Annotated in this window: 11 protein-coding genes; 7 read left to right on the forward strand and 4 right to left on the reverse strand. The window is 48.6% G+C overall.

Annotated features, from left to right (window positions below; genetic code table 11):
• Positions 1-10 precede the first annotated feature (10 nt).
• Genes metH through FIU82_RS03855 form a run of 3 tightly spaced genes read left to right on the forward strand, consistent with a single transcriptional unit; the run spans position 11 to position 3,961 of the window.
• Entirely contained in the window at positions 11-2,641 is a 2,631-nt protein-coding gene (metH, locus tag FIU82_RS03845; protein ID WP_152440385.1) for a methionine synthase, read from the forward strand.
• Positions 2,625-2,903, forward strand: coding sequence for a hypothetical protein (locus tag FIU82_RS03850; RefSeq protein WP_152440386.1), 279 nt, complete (start codon positions 2,625-2,627; stop codon positions 2,901-2,903). Before metH ends, FIU82_RS03850 begins: the two co-directional genes overlap by 17 nt.
• Positions 2,903-3,961, forward strand: coding sequence for a hypothetical protein (locus FIU82_RS03855; protein WP_152440387.1), 1,059 nt, complete (start codon positions 2,903-2,905; stop codon positions 3,959-3,961). Before FIU82_RS03850 ends, FIU82_RS03855 begins: the two co-directional genes overlap by 1 nt.
• On the opposite strand, the gene FIU82_RS03860 is transcribed toward FIU82_RS03855, so the two are convergent.
• Positions 3,958-4,518 (reverse strand): hypothetical protein, encoded by a 561-nt coding sequence (locus FIU82_RS03860; RefSeq protein ID WP_152440388.1) that lies wholly within the window; start codon positions 4,516-4,518, stop codon positions 3,958-3,960. The genes FIU82_RS03855 and FIU82_RS03860 overlap by 4 nt on opposite strands.
• Positions 4,519-4,522: 4 nt before the next feature.
• On the reverse strand, positions 4,523-5,443 hold the full coding sequence (locus tag FIU82_RS03865; RefSeq protein ID WP_138509856.1) for a hypothetical protein: 921 nt from the start codon (positions 5,441-5,443) through the stop codon (positions 4,523-4,525).
• Between the two features lie 209 nt (positions 5,444-5,652).
• On the opposite strand from FIU82_RS03865, the gene FIU82_RS03870 reads away from it, so the two are divergent.
• The 4 genes from FIU82_RS03870 to FIU82_RS03885 all read left to right on the forward strand — a co-directional run bounded on the left by FIU82_RS03870 (position 5,653) and on the right by FIU82_RS03885 (position 11,347).
• On the forward strand, positions 5,653-6,942 hold the full coding sequence (locus tag FIU82_RS03870; RefSeq protein ID WP_152440389.1) for a class I SAM-dependent methyltransferase: 1,290 nt from the start codon (positions 5,653-5,655) through the stop codon (positions 6,940-6,942).
• Between the two features lie 38 nt (positions 6,943-6,980).
• Positions 6,981-9,398 carry an ATP-dependent helicase HrpB gene (hrpB, locus tag FIU82_RS03875; RefSeq protein WP_152440390.1) on the forward strand — a complete coding sequence of 806 codons (2,418 nt, stop codon included), beginning with the start codon at positions 6,981-6,983 and terminating at the stop codon, positions 9,396-9,398.
• A 148-nt stretch (positions 9,399-9,546) separates the two neighbouring features.
• Positions 9,547-10,362: an ABC transporter ATP-binding protein gene (locus tag FIU82_RS03880; protein ID WP_253946342.1), complete on the forward strand. Its 816-nt coding sequence runs from the start codon at positions 9,547-9,549 to the stop codon at positions 10,360-10,362.
• Positions 10,352-11,347 carry an iron ABC transporter permease gene (locus tag FIU82_RS03885; protein ID WP_152440391.1) on the forward strand — a complete coding sequence of 332 codons (996 nt, stop codon included), beginning with the start codon at positions 10,352-10,354 and terminating at the stop codon, positions 11,345-11,347. Before FIU82_RS03880 ends, FIU82_RS03885 begins: the two co-directional genes overlap by 11 nt.
• A gap of 50 nt (positions 11,348-11,397) precedes the next feature.
• On the opposite strand, the gene FIU82_RS03890 is transcribed toward FIU82_RS03885, so the two are convergent.
• Both FIU82_RS03890 and FIU82_RS03895 read right to left on the reverse strand, forming a co-directional pair.
• A complete protein-coding gene (locus FIU82_RS03890) occupies positions 11,398-18,882 on the reverse strand; it encodes an Ig-like domain-containing protein (protein WP_152440392.1) in 7,485 nt (2,494 codons plus the stop codon).
• Positions 18,869-19,729, reverse strand: a complete 861-nt coding sequence (locus FIU82_RS03895) for a sulfotransferase (protein ID WP_253946343.1) — start codon at positions 19,727-19,729, stop codon at positions 18,869-18,871. Before FIU82_RS03895 ends, FIU82_RS03890 begins: the two co-directional genes overlap by 14 nt.
• Positions 19,730-19,766 lie beyond the last annotated feature (37 nt).

The following is a 19,766-nucleotide window of genomic DNA, read 5'->3' on the forward strand; positions in this document are numbered from 1 at the left end:
GGCCAATAACATGAATAATACTGCAACTTTTACCAATGTCGGCGAGCGCACCAATGTGACCGGCTCGGCGCGCTTTAAACGGCTGATCCTCGAGGAAGATTACGAAACCGCGTTAGAGGTGGCACGTGAGCAAGTTGAAAATGGCGCGCAGATTATCGATATCAACATGGATGAAGCCATGTTGGACTCTAAAGCAGCCATGGTCACCTTTTTGAACCTTATCGCCTCAGAGCCCGATATTTCGAAAGTGCCCATTATGGTGGACTCGTCGAAATGGGAAGTAATCGAGGCGGGACTAAAATGCATTCAAGGCAAGGCGATAGTGAACTCTATTTCCCTCAAGGAGGGGGAGCAGCCGTTTCGTCACCAAGCCAAGGTATTAAAGCGCTTCGGCGCCGCCGTGGTGGTGATGGCCTTTGATGAAACCGGCCAAGCAGAAACCGCTGAGCGGAAGTTTGCTATCTGCGCGCGCTCTTATCGCATCCTGGTCGATGAATTGGGCTTCCCACCAGAAGATATTATTTTTGACCCCAATATCTTTGCCGTGGCCACCGGCATAGAAGAGCATGACAACTATGCCGTGGAGTTTATCGAAGGAACTCGCCGCATCAAGGAGAATCTTCCGCACTGCAAGGTATCCGGTGGTGTGTCTAATGTCTCTTTTTCGTTTCGAGGCAACAATCCGGTGCGCGAGGCTATTCACTCTGTGTTCTTGTATCACGCCATTCAAGCCGGAATGGATATGGGTATCGTCAATGCCGGTCAATTAGCGGTGTATGACGATATTCCCTCTGAGCTGAGAGACGCCGTTGAGGATGTGATTTTAAATAAAGATGCCGGCGCCGGAGAGCGGTTGGTGGAATTAGCGCCTAAGTATTCGGGCATGGCGCAAGCGGAGAAGGTTGAGGATTTACAGTGGCGTAGTTGGCCGGTGGCAAAGCGCTTAGAACATGCTCTGGTTAAAGGCATTACAGATTATATTGATGAGGACACCGAGCAGTGCCGACAGCAGTTTGCTAAACCCATCGAGGTCATTGAAGGGCCGCTAATGGATGGCATGAATGTGGTGGGTGATCTGTTCGGGGCCGGGAAAATGTTTTTGCCGCAGGTGGTGAAATCCGCCCGGGTAATGAAGCGCGCGGTGGCCTATTTAGACCCTTATATCGAAGCCGAGAAACAAGAGGGTGAAACCAACGGTAAAATTGTCATGGCTACGGTAAAAGGCGATGTTCATGATATTGGCAAGAATATTGTTGGCGTGGTGTTACAGTGTAATAACTACGAGGTGATCGACTTAGGGGTGATGGTGCCCGCTGAAAAAATCCTACAAACCGCTATAGACGAAAACGCCGATATTATAGGTCTATCCGGGCTTATCACTCCCTCGTTAGATGAAATGGTGCATGTCGCCAAAGAAATGAAACGCCGCGATTTTACCATTCCGTTGCTGATTGGTGGCGCGACGACGTCAAAGGCGCATACCGCCGTAAAAATTGAGCCCCAATATGATAACGGCGTGGTTTATGTTAATAACGCCAGCCGTGCGGTGGGCGTGGCATCTAGTTTGCTAAGTAAAACCGCGAAAAGTGAGTTTTTGAGTAAAACTAAAGCAGAGTACGAGCGAGTGCGAGAGCAACAAGCACGCAAGAAACCCCGCTCCAAGCCCATAGGTTTGCAACAAGCGCGAGCTAATCATGCCCAGCTGGATTGGCAAAACTACACTCCGCCTGTGCCTAAACAGCTAGGAGTCCAAGAGTTTCACTCGGTGCCAGTGAGCACCTTACGGCAATATATCGATTGGACGCCATTTTTTATGACCTGGTCTTTGGCCGGCAAATACCCGCGTATCATGAATGACGAGGTGGTGGGTGAGCAAGCGCGCTCATTGTTTGCCGATGCTAATGCAATGTTGGATGAGTTTGCGCGCCAAGGCAGCATTCAACCCAAAGGGGTGATTGGCTTATTCCCAGCAAACCGCGTGGGCGATGACATAGAAATATACCGCGACGAGCTGCGTGACGAAGTGATTTTACGTTCGTGTCAGTTACGCCAGCAAACGCACAAAAAGGGCTTTGCTAACTATTGTTTAGCCGACTATATCGCGCCTAAAGGTGTTGCCGACTACTTTGGCGCCTTTGCCGTGACCGGCGGGTTAGAAGAAGATGACTTAGCCCAGGCCTTTGATGACCAAGGTGATGATTATAATAAAATTATGGTCAAAGCGGTGGCTGACCGCCTTGCAGAGGCCTTCGCAGAATACCTGCATGAGCAAGTGCGTAAAGTGTACTGGGGCTATGCCGCAGACGAAGCGTTAAACAATGATCAGCTCATTCGTGAGAACTATCAGGGCATTCGCCCTGCGCCGGGCTATCCAGCGTGCCCAGAGCACACTGAAAAGGCTAAGATTTGGGAATTACTGAGCGTTGAAGAGCGCATCGGCATGAAACTGACGAGCTCCTATGCGATGTGGCCGGGTGCCGCCGTCTCGGGTTGGTATTTCTCACACCCTGATTCGAAATACTTTGCCGTGGCAGGGATTCAACAAGACCAAGTTGAGGACTATGCTAACCGCCAAGGAATGACGCTAGAGCAAGCCGAAAAGTGGCTAGGCCCGAATTTGGGGTATGAAAGTGCAACCTAAAGCTGCGAAAGTGAATGCACTAGCAAACCATTGGGCTATTTTGAGCTCAGACATAACAGTCGCGGGAAAACCTATCGACCTAGTTGATATGGCTTATGATGAATTATCGGAGGAAGAGCTGCAATTCACTCTAGCTACGTGGGGATATAGGGAAGGGAAGCTACCTGTGCATCAGCTCTATCCTCGAGGAATGGGGGCAGGTAATAAGCTTACAGTAAAAGACTTTCTGAATTATTTTTATGGTTACATCTGTGCAAAATAATGCGTATTTTATATTTATTAATAGCTTTTTTAATTCAAAGCGAAGTTAATGCTAGCGTAAGCTTGCTCTCTCAATATGAGCTCGATGGAAATCATTATGAGTCTGTTGAGTATCATCCTTCAGGGGAGCAGCTGGTATTTACTTTGTCGGCGGATGTTACCTTTCTTCTAAACACAAAAACAGGTGATATAGATAGCCTAAATTTTTCCCATCAGGTGAGTCAACTAGCCGAAGATGGAGAGAATTTGTATGCGATTGTCGACGAAAAAGTTGTAAAAATCGATGTAAAAAATGAAGTATCTGAAGTTGCATCGGGCTATGAACTTAGCTTTCTAGGGGATAAGTTATTGGTTAATGATCATTATCTGATGGCTGGCACTTATTATAAAGAGAAACGGAAGCCCTCATTTAAGATGAAAGAGTTGCCTGCGCCTTTTAGTATAAGAAAAGATAATAGCTTAGGCGAAAAAACAGCAGCAACAGTTGCTTATAAGCAAGGGATGTTTTTTGACAGTTCAGAGCTACAATTATGGGATTTACCTAGTGGCAAACCAATCGCTAAAAAGGAGTTCAGTGGACGTATTTTTGCCCCTTACTTTGTTGATGAGAAAAACGCTTTGTTATTAGTGAATAATATAGATTCGCTTTTTTTATGGAATTTTAAAAAAGATAAGATCTTGGATAAGCAGAGCGATTATAAAGGTCATCGACTTTACCAGATAAAAAATACTTTACTTGAGGTAACTTCAGATAAGGTTAGTGAGATTCTCGTCAGCGATCAAAAGATAACTCGTGGTTTTGAGTGTCCGCTAGATGATGAAAATGTTTATGTGAATTCAGTATACGCAAATGAAGATTTGTTGGTGTTAGAGGTTTTTCAGTCGAATACTTCATACGCAAGAATATTCAAAGTTATTGAAGGCCAATGTGAGCAGGTTGCGATATTAGATGAACCTACTGAAATTAGGGTAAATCCTATTCGCAACGAAGTTGTTGCATTGTTTACTCATCCCGATAGTTATGAAAAATCGTTATTAAAAGTGTTTGCGGTGCATTAACGCTTAGAGTCTGCTTCAAGTAACTCTGCCAACTTCTGCTTTACTTGTTGCGCGCTGGTATCGGATGGTTGCTGAGATAGCCAGTCAACGAGTTCGTTGCGTACGGGGAAACCTTCTTTTATACAATGACTCTCATTTGCCACCCAGATATCGGCTGAGCCAATCGTGCCCCGGCCGTAGGCGCTGCATAGGGTGTAACCCTGAGCACTAATATGGTGTTCAATGAGATAGGTGTAGGTTGGCGTGGCAATTAACATCAATACCAAGGTCACGCCGCACAGCTTAAACCAACCGCTGAGTAGCCCATCACTTACTTGGGTATGAGTTGCTCGTAACCACAGTAAGTAGGTTAATACGGCAAAAACGGGAGTGGCCAATACCAAAGAAGGAGAAAAACTGCGTTCCCGAAAAGCCAGAACATGCTCCCCTAGGGCTGTACTTACTTGGCTCACTTCACTGAACGTTGCATAAGGGAGCAGTAAAGTAAGTACACAGAATAAAGCAAAAAAGCAGAATAGCTTTACTCTGTCCATCGTTGTACTTTGCACGTCATCCATTGTGCTATCTATATCCGCCAGAGTAAGGAAGCCCAAATAAACGGTGCATAAACCCGATGGGGTCTTGTTCGTACCACCGCTGCGCCCGGTCTATTTCTCTCCGTGCTTGCTGAAAGCTTTGTTTTAAATCGTTTTCAACCGCTCTTAGACTAGCCGCTATTTTTTCTGCTATTGCATCAGTATCAATGAATGTATAGGCCAAACCAGCCAGAGCTGCACCAACCACAACAACGGCAATCATAGGGCCAACGGCGACGGTTGCAGCCGTTCCCACAACGGCAGTTACCGCTCCCCAGGCAATGCCTGATGATGCTGCTGCGATGGCAACATCAACAGACAAACCACCAATAAAGTCATGCCATGTTTTGCTATCATCAATCAGTTGCTCCAAGGCATGAAACCCTGCAGAGATAAGAATCGTCAACACAAACCCTTGCTTAATAGAGCTTTGCGCTCCCAGCTTACCGATGCCGAAAGACACTAGTTTAGGGTTGTTGGCTAAGTACCGGGTTCCCGTCAGGTGTCTTCTCAGGCCTGAGTAGCCTTTGAAAATAATGTAGTTTTTCCCAGAATATGACTTCACTTTGAATTTCTCAAAGACTGAACCGCTACGCTGCATCTCTAGCGCTATGGCTGTTAAGGCGGCCACATCCAGCCCTAAAGGGACGAGCCCTGAACCATTTTTAACCCAATCGCGATGTGCTCGCCAAAGCTCAGGTACAATATTGGCGCGTTCCATAATTGATTCGAACCAGGCGGCGATTCGCTCATTAGAATGACCTTGGGTGCGTTTTACGTTCACAGCGTAATCAAAAAATTCCCTGTCATTAAGATGGATAAAGTTATGCTGGTTGGACTTTAATAGATGAGCGAGTTGCTGATCTCGCTGCTTGTTTCTTAATTCTTCTCTTGCATTGATGAGCATTGAGGCCTCCATGCTATGTTCCTTTTATCGCTATTCTCATACAAGGCTGCGGAACAGTCAATCGCCAAGCTCATGTCTTATATGAAATTTTATTGAATTGTCAGCTTGTTGCAAAACCCTTATTAGCCGAGCACAGTGTAATGCGCTGTAATGACACACCAAGAGGGGATTTGATAACAATAGTGCATGTTTCCCTTTGAGTCTGACTTATGACCCTCAAGCAGTTACAACCGCTAGTCGCAACCATTATTGCAGCGCCAGTGGACGCTGGTGTTGTTAAGCAACCTATTCATGCTTTGGTTAACGCGTTAGAGCAAGAAAGTGGTGTTTCGTCGCAAGCAGATATGAATACATCGCACGGAACATATACCGAGCATGGGGTGGCGATTTCTCCGGTACAAGCTGCACGCTGCTCCTTGGAGCCACTGCGCACCCAAGTGTTTATGCAAGGGGTAGCGGCGGCTATTAACGATAAAGTCCACGGTGATAAAGTAGTCCATATCCTCTATGCGGGCACCGGTCCTTTTGCCACCTTATTATTGCCCTACCTCGCATGCCACCCCGAATTACCGGTGCGGGTAACATTGTTGGATATTCACCAGGAAAATATTGAGGCGGTCAAAAAATTGGTCGCACGCTGGCATATTGGGCACTTAATCAGCGAATATGTGGTTGCTGATGCGACCTGCTGGCAACCTGACGCGCAAAGTCGATTCGATATCGTTATTTCTGAAACGATGACAGCACTGCTTCGTCGTGAGCCCCAGGTATGGATATTTAAAAGCCTCGTGCGTTATCTGCAAGCACAGGGAGTGTTAATTCCTCAAGTGGTTTCTTTGCGAGCTTGGCTAGAGCGCGCTAAAGAGCGGGTTTTGATTGATGAGTACTTTCGCCTCGATAAAGCGGCAGCACAGCGCTTAGCGCGTGATGATATTACCGATATACGTGGTGAGCTTGTTATTCCAGCGCAGCATCAAAGTGACGATCATTTTACGCTGACCACGGATATCCAAGTTTATAATCACTGCGTTTTAAGCGAAGGGCAATCGAGCTTAACCGTGCCATTTTCAGTACCGCCGCACGCAACTTGCCTTTTTGCGGGCGCACACGTTCCTTTTCACTATGCCAACCCCAGGCAGGCCGATTTCATATTCGACTTTCCACACGATAAACGCCTAGCCGCACACACCTTACCCAGCATTAATGACTGTGCAGATCTCGGGCTCATTTATATAAAGCGCGCGTTTGCGCAGTGTTTATGGGCAAAGCAAAACCAACAACCTAGATCACTTTCACCGTGTGATTGGCAAGGTGAGCTGTTTTTAACGCAGGCGTTAGGTATCCCCTTAGATATATGGTTTGCACACTTATTTAATGCCCCTGATCTGGCTAGTTTTGAATCTCGGCTACTACAGTGCTGCCCCGCATTACTATGCCCACAGCAAGTTATGGAAATGAACCGACAGTTGCTTGCTAAGCTGCACAGGCAAAATGAATAACGTACAATAGCGGCAAAGAGTATGAATACCTTGGGATTATGGCCTTACCAATAGAGCAAAGTTACCCGCAACTTGTTGAGCAATTACATCGTGTGCCTATGTGCCTACTGCAAGCACCACCTGGAGCAGGGAAGTCAACGTGGTTGCCCTTGCAGTTGCTTCGTGAAGGCCATTTTCGCCGCATTATCATGCTTGAGCCCCGGCGCTTAGCTGCGCGCAACATCGCGCGCTTTTTGGCTGCTCAGCAACAAGAAGTGGTAGGACAAAGCGTGGGCTTAAGATTGCGCCAAGAGACTAAGGTAAGCGCTGAGACGCGCCTAGAAATTGTCACTGAAGGGGTATTAACGCGCATGTTGCAGCAAGACCCCGAGCTCAGTGGTGTCGACTTAGTTATTTTTGATGAATTTCATGAACGCTCCATGGCGGCTGATACGGCATTAGCTTTTGCGTTAGAAAGCCAGATGTTGCGTGATGATTTAAAGATCTTATTGATGTCCGCCACCCTCGATGGCGAGCGCTACCAACGCTTTTTTGATTGCCCACTCATTAGTTCAGCAGGTCGCAGCTACCCAATAGAGGAAATCTACCGCCCGCTAGCGCAGCCAACGCAGTGGCTTGAGGCTATTGCGCCCACCGTAATCACAGCGCTGCAAGAGCAAAGCGGTAGCGCCTTGGTGTTTTTGCCAGGACAAAAAGAAATAAACTATGTCGCCGCGCAGCTCAGCGGGCTGCCCAGCGGTATTGAAGTCCACACCTTATTTGGCGAGCAAGACAAAGCCGCCCAGCAACGAGCGATAGCACCCGCGGCGCAAGGTCAGCGCAAGGTGGTATTAACCACCAATGTAGCCGAGACCAGCCTGACTATTGAGGGCATTCGCATTGTTATCGACAGCGGTAAACGTCGCGCCGCGCAGTTCAATCTAAAAACCGGTGTGAGTGAGCTGAAAACCGTGAATATCTCACGCTCCTCAGCGCTGCAACGGGCTGGGCGAGCGGGGCGCATAGAGCCTGGAGTGGTCTATCGTTTAGGCAGTAAAGAGCAATTAGAGCGACGGGCGCAACATGATGCACCGGAAATATTAACCAGTGATATTAGTCCTTTAATGCTAGAGGCGAAGCTGTGGGGGGCCGATATCGAGCAATTACAGCTGCTTGACCCGCCTTCTGCGGCGCAGCAGCACCAAGCCTGCGAACTGTTACAGATGTTAGAGCTGATTGCCGATGGCAAGCTCACCGCTAAGGCAAGAGAAATACATGCTATGGGCAGCGATTTACGTTTTGCCCATTTGCTGTATCAAGCTCAGCAACGTGAATCTCAGCATCCTGGTTTTGTGCACCTGGCGGTGCATTTTGTCGCCTTGATGGAGGCACGGGTGCGCATTGATGCTGAGCTTGCTACCGCTATCAGTGCGCAACAGCATCGTCCTCACCCAGCATTTACGCAACAACTGAAGTACTGGCGCCAGCGTTTATCCTTGCCGGCGAACAAAGACTTACCTATGCAATTGCTGCCTGTGGTCGTGGCGTTGGCCTATCCTGACCGTCTAGCCAAACGGCGTGGCTCGGGCATGCTGCTCAGTAATGGTGCGGGGGTGAGTGCGCATCCGCAGTTGTGGTTGGATGAGCAGTATGTGGCCATCGCCGATGTTGGTGGCAAAGATGGCCAGCATATTTTTAGCGCCACCGCCTTTTCCCCGGCCATGCTGCAAACCCATTTGCCACATTTGTTTAGTGAGCGTCAGGTGTGCGAATTTGATATCAAATCAGGGCGTTTCATTAATGAGCAGCGCCAGCAATTGGGTGCAATCGTTATTGCCACTAAGCCCAGTGGCAAAAAAATTGATACCCAAATGAAAGTACAAGCGTGGCTGGAGTTAATACAACAGCGGGGCTGGGAGCTGTTTCAACATCCACAGTCGCAGCAACTACGAGTGCGTATGTTACTGGCTAGTCAATTGCTTGGTGGCGAGTTTACTCTCGCCGATGAGGCGCAGCTATTGCGCCAAGCAGAGCAATGGCTGGCGCCGTTTTTAGAGCATGTGGGGTCATTATCGCAATTACAGCAGTTTGACTATCGGAGTGCTTTGCTCAGCCTGTTAGATTATGCGAGCCAACAGCGCTTGGAACAGCTCTTACCAAAGTCAATGACACTGCCCTCGGGTGCCAGTCATCGCATTCATTATCAACTCGATGGTCCGGCCAAACTCAGCGTCCGTATGCAAGAGGTTTATGGTTGGCAGTCAAGCCCGGAGTTGGCGCAAGGCAAGCTGCCGCTGCAACTCGAATTACTCTCGCCGGCGCGGCGACCGTTGCAAATAACCCAAGATCTTGCGCATTTCTGGCAAAGTAGTTACCGCGAAGTGCAAAAAGAGATGAAGGGTCGCTATCCAAAGCACTTTTGGCCCGATGATCCGAGTACCGCGCAGGCCACCAATAAAGTAAAAAGTAGAATGTGACGCGGTTTGTTGTCTATGTGCGTTTAGTTGCCCTAGTAGGTTGTGCGTACTATCACGCCATGTTGCCATGGCTTCACAGACGTCTGGATAGACAAAATTTACTTTGTGCGATAATGCTTTCATAATAGCTCTTTTCTGACCTAGCTAAGTGAGTACCGTGTTGCAACGCCCGTTATTACAGGTTCAAAATTTATCGCACCAGCTTGGCGAACATCGGGTACTTGAACGCCTTAGTTTCTCGCTTGAGCAAGGGGAGTTTGTGGGCCTGTTGGGACCTAACGGGGCTGGGAAATCCTCACTGCTGCGCTGCATTTATCGTTATTACCGCACTTCGGCTGAGACTATTGCCCTTAATGGCGAGTGCTTACAGACTCTGTCACAGCGCACATTGGCACAAAACGTAGCCGTGGTGCTGCAACAGCCAGAAAGCGATATGTCACTCACTGTTTATGAGGTGGTGACTCTTGGCTTATTGCCCCAGGGGGGTATGTGGCGTGCATTAACGCAGGAGCAAAAGCAGCGAGTCCATCAGGCTTTGATGGATGTAGGGCTGTGTAACTTGCAGCATAAACCCTTAGCCCAGTTATCGGGAGGAGAGCAGCAGCGCGCTCATATTGCTCGGGCCTTAGTGCAGCAGCCGCATTTGCTGATCATGGATGAGCCCACCAGCCATTTAGATATTAAATATCAAATAGAATTGATGGAGCTGGTGCGTTCGTTAAAGCTAACGGTGTTGGCGTCATTTCATGACCTTAACTTGGCCTGTGCGCTGTGTGACCGATTGTTGATTCTTAAACACGGTCAACTGGTCGCGGATGGCGCGCCAAAAAAGGTGGTGACCGAGCAACTGCTCAGTGATGTTTTTGGCGTTTGCGCAAAAGTCAGTGGTCATCCGCAGCAGCCCGATAAGTGGCCGCTGGTACAATATTTTTACGGCTATCAAAGGCATCAGCATGACGGTTAAATATGTTTTATCTCTGATTGCAGTACTTTTGGTTTTTGTGCTTAGTGGGTTGTTTGCACTTAAGCAAGGCGCCGTGAGTCTAAGTTGGCCGCAACTGTTAGCTGTACTCAGTGGCGAGGACAGTGAGTCGCTGTGGCAGCAAATTATTTGGCAATTGCGCAGCCCTCGTGTTGGCATTGCCTTTCTTGCTGGTGGTGGGTTGGCGTTGGCGGGGGGGATTTTACAAACGGTCACACGCAACCCGTTAGCGGATCCTTACTTGTTTGGTATCTCCTCGGGGGCAGCTTTGGGCGTGGTCGTGACCCTGGTGCTTTTTGGGGTTAGCGCCCCTGTGCTGCTGAGCCTCAGTGCCTTTGCAGGCGCCATGCTGGCCGTGGTGTTGTTGCTGATTGTGGCCTACAGTGTTCGTTATATGCAAAACTCCATTTTGGTGCTGGCAGGGGTGGCCTTATCTTTTGGTTTCAGTGCACTGACCAGCTTGTTGCTGTATTTTGGCGAGCCCCAGGCTGTAAGCGCGGTGGTCTTTTGGACTTTGGGTAGCTTTTCCGGTGCTTCCATGGCCATGTTGCTACCGGTGAGTGTGCTTATGGGCGTCAGCCTCGCAATTGTATGGCTGTTACGGGCGCCATTAAATGCCCTGCTGCTTGGGGATGAGAGTGCCCATACCCTAGGTATTCATGTGCAGCGACTACGCTTAGCGATGCTGCTATTAAGTGCGCTGATCACTGCAGTGCTTGTGAGTGTGTGCGGTGGTATAGGTTTTGTCGGGCTGATGATCCCCCATTTGGTGCGAATATTGGCCCCTCGTGCAGGTAGTTATTTATATCCCGCGAGCTTTTTTAGCGGCGGGCTATTTATGGTGTGGGTAGATTTGGCCGCACGCACAGTGTTAGATAATCAAGAACTGCCAGTTGGGGTGATCACCTCAGCTATCGGAAGCATATTCTTTTTACTGTTATTATTTTCCCGTTATCGCACACAATAAAAAAGCCCCGCTCTGCGGGGCTTTTATGCATTAACTTGATGACGTTGCGGCTATTTCAGTTGCTTGGCTTGTCGGCGAATAGCCACTAACGCAAGTAACATAACTAGCCATGCTAGAGTGCCGCTATCACTTTTCTTAGCTGGAGGTTCGGGTTTACCAGGCTCTGGCGGAGTGACCTTTTGTGCCACTTCGATATTAAGCTCTCCCTCTGCGGTGGCTCCGAGTTCATCGCTTAGGGTATAGCGTACTAACGCATCACCGCTAAAGCCATCAGCGGCGCTAAAGCGTAATGAGAAGTCACTGTTAATTACTACCTCCCCATGTTCGCTGCTTGCTTGGGTTACCGTTAACGCTTGTCCCTCTGGGTCGCTATCGTTGGCGAGTACATCCACTGTAACCGCGCCTTGGTAGGCAACCGATGCGCTATCAGCAACTGCAACCGGCGCTTGGTTAGCGACAATGCTAATACTTACCTCGGCACTGTGGCTATTGCCAGCAGCGTCGCGAATGCTGTAGATCAAACGGTCGTTACCAATGAACTGGCTAGGTGTTTGGTATTGGATTTTGCCATCAATAATACTGGCATCACCCAGCTCCGCCTCCACGCCAGTAAGCATGATTTCATCACTCTCGGCATCAGTATCATTACTTAGCACATCGAGCATCGGCATGGCGTTCTCGGCTACCGTATACACATCATCGTTTGCAACCGGTGGCTGGTTGGCATCAAGAGCTATAGCCACTACACCAGGGTCAACAATGCTGCCATTGATGATGCCATCAGCATCGTTGGCGCCGCCATCTGTCAATGTTAATTGTACGCACCAGTGACCGGCTGTCAGCCCGGGTTGCCAAAGTTCACTGCCTGGTGCTGGGCAGTAACCTTTACTACCTAACGCTGAAGCAACAGCGTCATCGCCTTGGGTATTCAAATCTTGCCATTGGTCATTGATATACTTGCGATAGAGTGCATTTTGCGGCAGTGGCTGACGCTGCGGAAGTACAAAATCAACGGCAGCACCAGGCATCGGTAGGGCACTGACTACAACACCATAAAGTGTGCCAACATGACGGGTGTCTTCATCACTTGCGACCTGCTCTGGCATCAGCTCAGCCCCTGCACTTGCAGCATCAGCAAATATGCTGGTTTGCAGACAGTTGCCATATTCAGTCTCGACGATAAAGTTGTCTTCTTGCGCTGGTGTCGCTGCAAGTAAGTGACATACGCCGATGGCGTCCAAATAATCAGCGACGCCGTCACCGTCACTATCACGGTAACCTTCACTATCATCAGGGATCAGATCGCCGTCACTATCATTATTGCTCAAAGGCGGTAGCGTAGTGCGCACGTCTAACAGGAGGTTGACGCTTTGCGTTGCGGATGGAGTGCCGCTATCAGTGACGTCGAGACTGACATTATAGATACCCGGAGTTAGATCACTGGCCTCGATAATAGCGCGCTCACTACTCGTTTGGTTCAACGGTAGTGTCGGGTTTATTTGCCACTGATAAGTATGAGAGTCATTGATATTGGCATCGGTTACCTGAGCGATGAGCTCAATATCTTGGTCGGCAACAAATAACGTCATCGCTTGTGCGTTTTGCTGCGCTGTTACCTTCACTTGTGGGGCAAGGTTACGCCGTGTAATCGTTACCTGGTGCTGCCACGTTGGGCCTCTATTGATACTCTCGTCCAGTGTTATCGTGATGGTTTCATCTTCTTCATCAAGGGCATCAGCGAACACATCAAAGTCGATGGTTGTTTGCTCAGAGGTGAAGCGTAGTTCTGCATTGGTAAGTGAATGGTCATCACTGCTGCTACTGCCACTGACGGTAAAAGGCACTATAAGTGGGTAGCTTGGCGCAGGACCGTTTAAGTAAGCGGTAATGCTATGACTGCGCCCCTCAGTGGTGATACTTTGTGCACTCAAGCTTACCTGTGGATTGACTTCCACACGCTGTGATTGCAAGGCACTGCGACCTTGATCATCTGTAGCTTGCCAGTAAATTTTATGCACGCCTGGTTTGAAATACACCGGATTGTCTAGGATTCTAACCGCAATGGCTTTACCCGTTGCATCGACAGCAGTGGCAACACCAAGATTTACTTTCGTGTACAAGCCTGTGGCATCAACACTGACATCTGCAGGCAGAGAGAGTACCGGGATATCGTCGGCCACAGGGCCATCAAGGGAGAACCTGACCGTTGCTGTATCTGCTAAACCTTGCTCGTCGGCGATGCGATAGCGCAGTGTCGTGGTTTCATTAAGACCACCAGGAGGCGTATATAGCAGCGCGCCATTGTCGATAGCGACATCACCTAATTCTGCACTAGCTGTTGTTATGCGTAAGGTATCACCTTGATCTGGATCGCTGTCATTGCTAAGTACCTCAAGAATGTATGTGCCGCTGTCATTGCGCGTAAGGCTCAAAGTATCATCATTGGCTATTGGTTTGTCATTGACTCCGGTGACAGTAATTTCAATAGCGACAGGTTCACTTTGTAAGTCACCGTCACTTGCTATCAAAGTTGCACTATCAGTGCCTTGAAAGTCAGTATTCGGTGTGTAAGTGAGGCTTAAGCCATTGATGAGTAGCTCACCCTGCACAGGCGCTGAAACGACTGTAATAGTGACTTGTTCTGCCTGTTCATCATCTACTTCTAGGGTCACCGTTTTTGACGTATCTTCTTCAACACTGAACGTGCGAGTGATGATACGTGGGGCCTGATTAGCCTCAGTGACTTCGATAGCAAACGCCGGGAGTTGTGCACTCAAGTCGCCGTCACTGACGGTAATTTGAATATTGCTAACGGTGCCAACATCGCTCTCACTGGGTGTACCTTGCAGTTGTCCAGTCGCGGTATCGAAGGTTGTCCAGCTGGGCTGGTTGACGATCGAAAAGGTGAGGGCATCATCATCGGGATCTGATGCAGTTGGGGTGAAGCTATAGCTCTGCCCAGATTTTATAGTTGTTGCTGGTGTACCACTAATAATAGGGGCTTGGTTAGACGCTATTACCGAAATAGAAAATGCGGGCAGAGCGTCTGTGGCTGAGCCATCTGAGACAGAAATAATGATATTTTCATAGTTACCAATATCATCCTCTTTAGGTAACCCTCTTAATTGCCCGCTATTGGAGTTAAACGTAGCCCATGCAGGTAAGTTTATTACACTAAATGTAAGCGCGTCGCCATCATTATCAGATGCTGTTGGGGTGAATAAATATACATCATCCACTACAGCAGTGCCGGCAGGTGTACCAGAGATAACCGGTGGATCATTGGGTGGATTGTCACGTGTAATAGTGGCTACATCAACGTAGGTGGAGATATTGCCCGCAGCATCAAGTGCAGCTACCACAAAGTTATTATCGCCCAGTGTCAGCTGTGCCGACAGCGACCACGCATTCCCAGATACTGCAGATGAAGCCAGTACACTGGTTGAATCAGCAGTACCATCATCATTAGCATCAGCGTAAAGCGCGACATTGACACCGTTCTCGCTATGCGTACCAGCTACTGCTAATTGTGTGCTGGTGGTGCTTTCAGGTGCGCTTGGGGTGGTTACAGTTGGGCTTACTGGAGCTGTGGTATCTATCACCAACGCTTTATTAGCGCCCAAACTACCCGCTGCGCCAGGAGTCGCTAAGGTTAAGCTCGCGTTATTTCCGGCGCTATCACTCACCTGAGCCCCGTTGAGTGCCAACGCAGAAGTTGTTGTGTAATCAAGGTCGGCACTGGTATCACCAGCTTGCAACGTATAGGTGAACATCAAGGTATTTGTGCCAGAGCCAGAACTGTAAGCAATCGTTCTATCTGTGGCACCGGTTTCCAGTGTTAGACTAGGTACTCCGCCAGTGACATTAATGGCTTCGCTGAAGGTGACTCCGATATTAATTACTTCGCCGGCGCCGTAAGCGCCATCACTTGTTGTTGCACTGACTGAGGTCACGGTCGGGGCTATGCTATCTACTAATACTCCGGATAAAGCGCCAACGTTATTCAAAGTCACGTCTAAGGCATTACCTGCATTGTCATTGATAGTTCCCCCAGCTAGGGTAAGTGCGGTTAAGCCAATACCGTTAGTATCTTCAAGGCCGGCTGCTAGGGCGGCAGTTCTAAAGTTTAACGCAGCTGTTCCTGAGCCGGACAGGTAATTTGCAGTGACAGTTGAACCACCGATATCAATAGTTAAGCTTGGCGTCCCGCCAGCTGTATTGACGGTTAAGTTTTCATTACTATTTAGAGTGAAGTCTAAAGTATCACCTGTTTTATATATGCCATCAGCAGGAACAGATATGCTGGAGATTTGTGGTGCAACTACATCTACATTGTGTGTTTCGCCGGAATTAAACGCAGGTACATAGCCATTGTTATTATTGCCGTTGCCAGAGTCATCAACGATGTCGGTATTGGCATTTAAATCTAGACGGATGCTGCCGGTACCAGCGATGTTGTTGACGGTGATGTTGACGCTCGAGCCACTGGATGCAGACACTGAAGCTATGTCACCACTTGCGGTCCCAGACACCGTCGTGAGTGTGAAATCATCGGTGCTGATATTATTGGCATTTTTACTGAAAGTGATGGTATAGGTGATACTACTATCATTTGCAGCGGGAGTTCCCGCAAGGGCAATACTTGTCACACTTGGAGGAACATTATCTGCTGCGGTCAACTGAGCACTGTCGGCTGCGGTCAATGCGCCAGATGACGCTCGCAAGTTGAACGATTCAGCAGCGGTCCCGGAGAGAGTATAATTTAGGGCTAAATTGGTAAAGGTTGCCATCCCTGAAGAGGGGGTAACTGTTACGGTCGCGCCATTGCCATCGTTGTCACCTGTGGTTGTCATGGTCACACTGCCAGCGCCATTAACCTCAGCTAATAGTATATCGGTGCTGTAGCCAGTGTCGACAACGCCTGCAGCATCTACCGCTGATACTTGTGGCACGGTCGTGAAGCTAGTGCTCTGTCCAGCCGGAATGGCTGTTGGCGCTGGTTCTGTATCAAAGCGCAAACGTGTGGCAACCACATCAGAGGTAATGCTATTAGCGTCGACACTGACAAAATCTGCACCTGTCGCCTCATCATCAGCGGTTAACGTGAAGCTTTGTTGGTCGGCAGTGGCGGTGTAAATCAAGCTACTAAAGCTTGCAACCCCTTGGGTTGCGCTCACACTGGCATTGCTGAGTGAGCCTGCAGAGGCCTCAGTCAAGGTCACTATTTCGGTAAAGTCTTTATCGGTATTACCAAAATCATCTACGGCTCTTACTTCTGGGGTGGTTGAGAGTACGTTGCCAGAGATACTGCCCGAAGGTTGGGTTCTAAAATAAAGCCCTGTGGCGGTGATATCTAATACCGAGCCGGTGCCATTATCTACCGGGGTAGTGGCCCCCATTGTTGTCCCGGAAGACTCAACAACATTGCTTGAGCCATTAACGCTTAGTATAAAGGTGCGTTTATCCACCATGTTGGTGTTTACATGGTAATAGGCATTGATTACATAATCCTCTTGGGTGCCATCGGCAATGCTGATGTTTAACCCTGAGAAGGTCAACGTATCGGCAATGTAATTACCGACGATGTTATTGGCGTCAGGGCCGTTGAGGCGCCAAGTGGTACTGCTACGCTCATACTCTGTGGCTGTACCATTAACCTGTACTTGAATACTTGATATATTCATTGGTAGGTTATCGCCACCGCCATCAACAAGCGTAAAATCCAACACATCTACGGCTGTTGCCGGGCTGTTCGAGGTTGTCGGCCTCAACACCGGCTCACTGACACCCGCAGCAGGGATGAGATCGCCGTTATTCAGCGGCGCTTGCACAGTAACGCTGACATCTTGGTTTGTTGAGGTACCGCCATCACCATCACTGACGGTAACGCGCACTGTGCGCGTACCTGTAGTTGGGTTGGCGGTATCGATATTTTCAAAGCTGAGCTGTTGTAACAGGGGTTGTACTCGCGCCGCTGTGGCGTCAGTGTTGAGGTTGACGACAAAGTCGTTCCCCACAGCAATATTATTCAATAAGGTACCAATTGTGGTACCAGACACGGACACATTACTCCCTGCTGTGGTGCCCGCTAGGGCTACCGTGCCTGAGGTATCTACAGAAAGTAAATCCTCAGCGCTATCTTTTCCTGAAACGATCGTAACCGTTAAAGCGCCACCGTTGAAGTTAGCGCTGTCGCCATCGGTTATGGTCGCGGCTGTGCCTTGGTCAAGGAGTGTTTGCGCACCAGGGAACAGGCTGACACTATCGCCATTGAGGTTGCCAATTGACGGGGGAGTGTTGGCAGGTGCTAAATTAGCGAGCACAAGATTATCGATTCTGACACACTCGAGATCTCCACCCGCATTGTTTACGATGGTGAGCTTGGACACGCCATTCCAATTTAGGCTTTGTGTTCCGCCAATACCATTAGCTAGAGAGCCTGTTGTTGCTTGGTCGCCATTATCCGAGTAGATTTTGAAGTTTTGGTTAACGCCAGAACAGTTAAACATGTCAATCGAGGTGACGTTAAAGGTTTCACCACCAGAGAAGTAAATCTCCCCTTTAGTTTCACTGGTATTACCCCCAAACTCTGGGGAGAAATAGGCATCATGAGATGAGTACACAGCTCCAGTGTAAATTGAGGATGCCCCGCCATCGGTACTTAATTGTATGGTATAACCCGATACTGTATATGACTTACTCGCAGCATACCCGGAGGGGAAACCCGACATATTGATAGTTCCGCTATAGGCTAATACATCGGAAAAGTCGGCAAGTGCAATAGCGCTAAAAGGAGTCGCTGTATTTATATCACCATGCTTGATTTCTAACTCCCAGTTACCGCCTTGATCAACATTTCCTGTGTTGTCAATCGACGCGGCGACATCGGCATGGGTGTATGTAGCGATAAGTTGAATAAACTCTGTACCAAGCTCTCCTTTACCAAGGTTACAATTGTAAAAGTGAATATCAGCGTCCGAGCTAAGTTTGTCCCCTAGTTGCTTTAAGTCATCGAGGTAGTTGTGTAATTGTGCCGCTCCTACCTGCTGCTTACCGACATGAATAAGTCCTTCTGAGCCATGGCTTACCCAATGAATCGCGTTGAGGTTATGATAGCTTTCTAGTTTTCTATTAAGTTGCGCAAAAACAGGACTGCTATCATCGATTTCAATAATATCAACGCCCGGCTTGAGTGCCTTATAAAAGGTTGACTTATCTTTAAGCGTTGCATCAATCACCATGATTTCATGGATATTCTGTCCACTTACAAGGTTAGGCTCTGCCAAGGTTGAGTTGTTAGTCTGTGCAGAGGGGGCGCCCTGGGTCATTACCAACTCTGAGCTTTCAAATTGCTTTGCTTTTAGTGGTAAATGTGTTGCTGTTGCGCTGCTTGCCTGCAAAGTAACTGACTGTGATGTGCTGCGCGTTGTCTCATTGCGTATATAGCCGCTATAGGCGCCCGCCAAAGAGGGAAGAGCACTTAAGCCCAAGGGCACAAGCATTCCTGCTAGTTTGTTGGCTTTAAATTGAATCATGGTTGTCTCCTTGGCTCGGTGTGGCGCAGATCAAGCTGGCTTGTGTGCCAGTTGTATCCTGCCAAAAGGCCATCTCGCTGTACTTCTTAAATAATTCTGGTGGTAAAATGCTGTGCCTTGGGGTGAACTGCACTTGCTTTTTCACGGTATGGAGGCCTTTCACGCCGATGTTGGCATCGAACTCTCCCTCGTCATATTCCACCTGATTAAAGTCATGGTCGAATGTGGGCAGAGCAAGAAATTGATAAACAAGCTCCATGGAGCGAGCCGGGTGCTGAGTGAGTAAATCGTAATCTAGCAGTAATAAACGCTCTGAAAACTCGCCGTAGTAAGCTTCTTTAAGAGCCGTCCACGCGCTACCTAGTGCACCCTGATGGTGGGCCAAAGATTCACAGCGGGTATAGACCGTTTGTCGGCTCTGAGGTGAGTACATACGGCTATAGTCGAAGGGGTTTTTACGGTAAATACACTCGAAACTATCCATCACCCAAGCCGGGTTGCGTACACAACAAATTACTTTGAAATCACCAAATAGTTCTACCAGTTGGTGCATACGCGCAGTCCAAATACGGTTAGTATCAAAGATAACGTCTTTATCTCTGTGCTCACTGTAATAACTGTTGGCTAAGCTTAGGCAAAGGTCATGGCGCTTAGACTCATTAAAAAACGGGGAAAATTCACTCCCAGCGCCTATTTGCTCTAAGCAGCTACTCATAAGTGGGGCAATAGGGCTACTCATGGCGGCATGAAATTGCGGGTTTTGCCTGAGTAAACCAGCTAATAAAGTAGAACCTGAGCGGGGCAGTCCTGAGATAAAGTGATACTGCGGCATGATAAATCCTGTCATTATAAATCAAGGCAATATTAGCTTAATATTGCCTGAA

The sequence above is a fragment of the Pseudoalteromonas sp. THAF3 genome (assembly GCF_009363775.1).
GTDB classification, from domain to species: Bacteria; Pseudomonadota; Gammaproteobacteria; order Enterobacterales; family Alteromonadaceae; genus Pseudoalteromonas; species Pseudoalteromonas ruthenica.